The 4,794-nt window shown below is 30.3% G+C and carries 5 protein-coding genes and 1 pseudogene; 2 read left to right on the plus strand and 4 right to left on the minus strand.

All coding sequences use genetic code 11. The features are described 5' to 3' along the window. Positions 1-211 precede the first annotated feature (211 nt). Positions 212-382, plus strand: coding sequence for a hypothetical protein (locus KPL38_RS18205; RefSeq protein WP_216290552.1), 171 nt, complete (start codon positions 212-214; stop codon positions 380-382). Positions 383-501: 119 nt separating this feature from the next. On the opposite strand, the gene KPL38_RS18210 is transcribed toward KPL38_RS18205, so the two are convergent. From KPL38_RS18210 to KPL38_RS18220, 3 genes and pseudogenes are all read right to left on the minus strand, one after another. Then, the gene (locus KPL38_RS18210; RefSeq protein ID WP_216290553.1) at positions 502-1,149 is read right to left on the minus strand and encodes a hypothetical protein; all 648 of its coding nucleotides are present in this window, start codon (positions 1,147-1,149) and stop codon (positions 502-504) included. Between the two features lie 196 nt (positions 1,150-1,345). Then, positions 1,346-1,594: pseudogene (locus KPL38_RS18215) on the minus strand (alpha-L-rhamnosidase C-terminal domain-containing protein); the annotation flags it as partial. 493 nt (positions 1,595-2,087) lie between these two features. Beyond that, positions 2,088-3,401 (minus strand): ADP-ribosylglycohydrolase family protein, encoded by a 1,314-nt coding sequence (locus KPL38_RS18220; protein ID WP_216290554.1) that lies wholly within the window; start codon positions 3,399-3,401, stop codon positions 2,088-2,090. Positions 3,402-3,524: 123 nt separating this feature from the next. On the opposite strand from KPL38_RS18220, the gene KPL38_RS18225 reads away from it, so the two are divergent. Beyond that, positions 3,525-4,421 (plus strand): helix-turn-helix domain-containing protein, encoded by an 897-nt coding sequence (locus tag KPL38_RS18225; RefSeq protein ID WP_216290555.1) that lies wholly within the window; start codon positions 3,525-3,527, stop codon positions 4,419-4,421. Between the two features lie 92 nt (positions 4,422-4,513). On the opposite strand, the gene KPL38_RS20150 is transcribed toward KPL38_RS18225, so the two are convergent. Then, entirely contained in the window at positions 4,514-4,636 is a 123-nt protein-coding gene (locus KPL38_RS20150; protein ID WP_281419375.1) for a hypothetical protein, read from the minus strand. Positions 4,637-4,794: the final 158 nt, after the last annotated feature.

The raw sequence follows: 4,794 nt of genomic DNA on the forward strand, positions 1-4,794 counted from the left end.
ATTCCATAGTGATTATCCTCCTGTGTGTTTTAGTTTAGGCGATTAAAGCATAACACAGAATTAATCCACTATGGATTTCTTATTGGTTCAACTTCATTTTACAACAGGTCATTAAATTATTATTTAAGTACTATACAATTAAACTCATTAAAGGATAATCCTCTTCATTTATATCACGCACTCACCAATAAAATTAGTGTTAAATACAAAAATGGATAAGAAGATAATGGAGAGTTGCGAGGATAAAATAAGTAGTTCCTTTTTAATTGCTGAAAAAGACCTTACAAAAATATCAAACTCTTTAAATGATGAATATAATGTTATCCCTGAAAGGATTGACAATGAATTCTTAAATTTAGATGTAGAATGGAAAAAGAATTAACTTATAAAAATAAAAGATGCATCACTTTCAGAGATGTTACAGCACCTCCGGAGATGATTTAATATAAAAAATCACGCTAGATAAGCGTAATTTTTTTACTAAATATATAATTTTCTGTATTATTTTTTATCTTTTTTTGAGAATATTTTTAATCCTACAAGCAATCCAGCCCCAATTGTAGATACAATGCCTGTATATATTGCTACTTTTCCTGGTGTAGTTTTATTTATAGGTGTTTTAACTGCGTTATGATAATCATCCATCAAATTCTCATACTGTTTCTTATTAATATTTCCTACAGCTATACCCATAACCTTACAATTCAAGCCTGCAAAATAATTAATTTTTTCTGATATATAACAGTTAAATGTATGTATTTTCTGAGGTGTTGAACTACCATCATTCCATAATTCGACTCCAAATAATTCTTCATATATAAATTGATGTTGAAAAACAACTAAAGAATAAATACCGCGTTTTGAATGATATACATTAACATATCTATTTTTTGCAATTTGATTATCAATATTTCCTTTGTATAAAACTAAAATATTGTTGGATGAATTTTCATTCTTGATTTTATCAAATAATTCTTTGCCATCAAACGAATAAAATAATTCAACAGCAGTTATATTATTCTTCAATAATGCTGATTTGATTATATCTATATATGAATCGATGTATTGTATATCTTCTGGGAGTTTATTTTTGTAATCATTTATTACGTTTTGAGCTTTTCTATTAAAAATACCATTTGTAAATTTCATTTTTATATGCCTCTCTTCTTTTGTAATTTTTGTTAGTTTAACATATGTTGCCCTCTTTGTTTGTTTAACATAACATATATTTTTAAAATTCAAGATTCAATTCAATACCTAATATTATATATTTACACCTTCATAGATTAGTTAACATATCACATTATTGTTCTCACATCTAAAGCAATAATATTTTGACCCTACTTCAATCATTAATATAGTCATAAGCTTCCTTTATATCTATAATTTCATTGATTTTTAGATTATTGAATTTATTTATATAAATTATATCCTCGCCGTCATATAATTTGACATTGCCTATACCACTTTCTGCTTTAGAAACATAGACTTTTGCTTTACTATTAAATAGAATTGTGACATCTAATTTCACAGAATCCTTGGTTTTACACCAATTTGACTCAATTTTACCTCTTACTGTTTTTAAAGATGCTTCTACAGCCTCTAAGTTTTAATAATATGTGATTTAATAGTGAATTTACTATCTATTCCTATTGGATTTTCATCATATTCACAAAAAATTTTCGTGAGTATAAAGTTATTAACTAATTTTATAATAACATACTTTCTATGATTTAACAGCACCAGCGTTAAATGAGTAACTACGTATTTTTGATACTATAGATATTCTAATTCTTTTAATCCTTAACTCCTACGTTCAAACTTTCTGAAATTATTTGTTCAGAGAAAAATATAAATACTATTATAATTAGTAAAACTGATAAAGTAGCTGATGAAAACAAATACCACCAACTTTGTAGTAAATGTTTGTGCATAATCATTAATCATTAGTGGAAGTGTTATATTACCTTTACTTGATAGGAATAGTCATAAGTGTAATAACGCATGTTTAATTTCCTAAATAAAAATAATACCAATTATCTCTTTTTGAAATAATTGGTATTATTTTAAATTTATTAAGACTGTGCCTAGAGTTTAAAAACTTCCACTGCCTGTTTCATAAATCTATTGATTAAGTCATCTATCTTAAATTCATCCTTTCCAATAAGATATGATAAAACAGTGTTATTGAAGTTTTTATACCAGTGCTCAGGCACTCCCTTTATGCCAACAATTGCTCCAACTATACTGCCTGCTGTTGCAGCAGTACAATCATTATCCATTCCCATTGCTACAATTTCAGAAAGAACCTTTGTAACATCATTTCCTCCAATCATAAGTCCAAAAACTGTAAGGCATGCATTATTGTTTGTATGAACCCCTGACATCCCTATGAAATGCTTCTCCACAGCCAGGCGAGCTTCCTTATAATTCTTTATGTCCGTGCCAACATTTAGTGCCCATTCTATATCCTTATAGAGTGCGCATTGCTGAGGAATTTCAGTTAATCCTATTTTCAATGCATCAACAGCATTGTCAACGACGAAGGCAGCAGATTGAGTAGCGCTGAAAAACATTTCACCATAAATGCCGTTTCTTCTATGACTTAGATAAGCATCTTTATATGCCATTTCTGCTGCTTTTTCTGGATAAGCTGGGGCCATGTAAGCCCAAGTATCTGAACGTATGTCTGCACCTATCCATTGACAATATGGATTGTCTACATCCGCAGCCTCTAAGGCAGGTATACCTTTCTTTAAATTCTTCAAAGCAATATCTTCTGCAGTACATGCATATGGAAGGTACTTTATCCAAGATTTTCCTACATCCTCTGTAGTAAAGTTAACTCCAGAATCCTCAGCTATTAAAAGTCCTAGAAGCGTATATACTATATCGTCGTCAACTGGTACACCATTAAGTCCCTTTCGAGTATAATCATAACACTTACTTTTTTCATATCTTAAATCTGATGGATTCTTTATATCGGACCAATAATCTATCGGTGGAAAGGCATCTCCAATATATTCAGCCCAGTTCTCCATACTCTCAACAGTCCAAAATTCTACAGGTGCACCTAAGGTACAGCCGGCTATCCGGGAAAGAAAGGCTCCTTCAAGCTTTTCTCTGTATGTATCCTTATCGAAACTATCCCATAACTTTCTTGGTCCTTCTGCCCTGAGCCTGTGAATCTTCTCTAAATCATTAGGCTCTTTTATAGCTAATTCTTTATCTATTGCAGCCTCCTTCACTCTAGAAAGAGCAGTCTTTAAAGTCTCTTCTACTTCAGATACAATTTCTGATAAATCCTCCGATCCATATTCACATTTGAGTCTACTGTACTCACAAATACTATCACTCAAAGCTTTAATATTTTCAAATTTAGAAATGTCTACATATGGCATATAACTCATCCTCCCCTTATATTTTTAATATTAATTTACTTTAGTTTAACTAAGTTGCAATTTACTACTGATACTATTATAATAAATTTAATTAACTAATTCTCCTCAGAAAGGATCATGACTATGCAGAATCAACCAAAAAATAAATATATTTTTGAATATGCCCCAATAAATTTGCCACAAGACTTTCCAGTAGCTATACTAGATCTTCATAAACTTAGTGAGAAGGTTACCGGGCTTCATACTCATAATTGTCTTGAAATAGGATACTGTTATGAAGGTTCAGGAATTTTTATAATAAATAATAAAGTACTTTCCTTTTCTAAAGGCGATATATCAATAATTTTCAACAACCAATTTCATAAGGCTCAGAGTGAGAAATGTAAAGCCAGTGTATGGCATTTCATATACTTAGATCCAGAAAAGCTTTTATCAGAAATCAGTATTAAGGAACTTACGATGATATCTAATATTGTAAAAGGCAGTGCTGATTTTATAAATATATTATCTTCTGATAAATATCAAGATTTAGTTTACATAGTAAAATTAATAATATCAGAGTTGACGTTCTGCTCCAACTCCTATCATTCAGTAATAAAGGGGCTTACCTGGGCATTTTTAAAAAGTATAGGTCGATTAATAAAAGTTGAAGATACTACAAGCGTTCATTCTCAACACTTTGATATATTAAAGGTTATACCTGCCATTAATTATATTTCTAAAAACTATATGAATAAAATACAGATAGATTACTTGGCCTCCTTGTGTAATACTAGCCTGACAAGCTTTAGAAGACATTTTAGAACTGCTTTAAAGGTTTCTCCACTTGAATATATGGTAACCCTACGGATTCAAACTGCATCTTCACTATTGGAAAACACCGATTATTCGGTACTTGATATTGCTCTTAAGGTCGGTTATAATTCTCTATCCAGTTTTAACAGGCATTTTAAGAGACTAAAAGGTGTAGCCCCACTTGAATGGCGTGCTGCCCATCACACTATAAGTATAGTTTTCTAGCTATTCAATGCCATGTTTTAGAAGCCTCTAATTCAAATTTAGTGAATTCTTCCTCAACATCTTGTAACTTACACGATTTAGAGAAGAATCTACTAATCCTCTTTGAAAACAGGTTCAATATTCAGATTAATTTCACCAGTTCCATCAACTGTGCAAACTGCTTTTCCATGAAGAATAGGAAGCTTTGTATACCCGTCTATAGGAAAATCGGCCATTATTTCTACAAAGTCTTAACTTGAGTTTCTTAATTGTGATTTATATATGTAGACTTGTAGTTTAATATATCCTGATAATATAAGTGATTTGCAAATTTAAGTAACCTTTAAAATATAAAAAGGATAAATGAATGTGTTAATTAAATTTAACATTCCTT

The sequence above is a fragment of the Clostridium psychrophilum genome, assembly GCF_018861705.1.
GTDB classification, from domain to species: domain Bacteria; phylum Bacillota; class Clostridia; order Clostridiales; family Clostridiaceae; genus Clostridium_AD; species Clostridium_AD psychrophilum.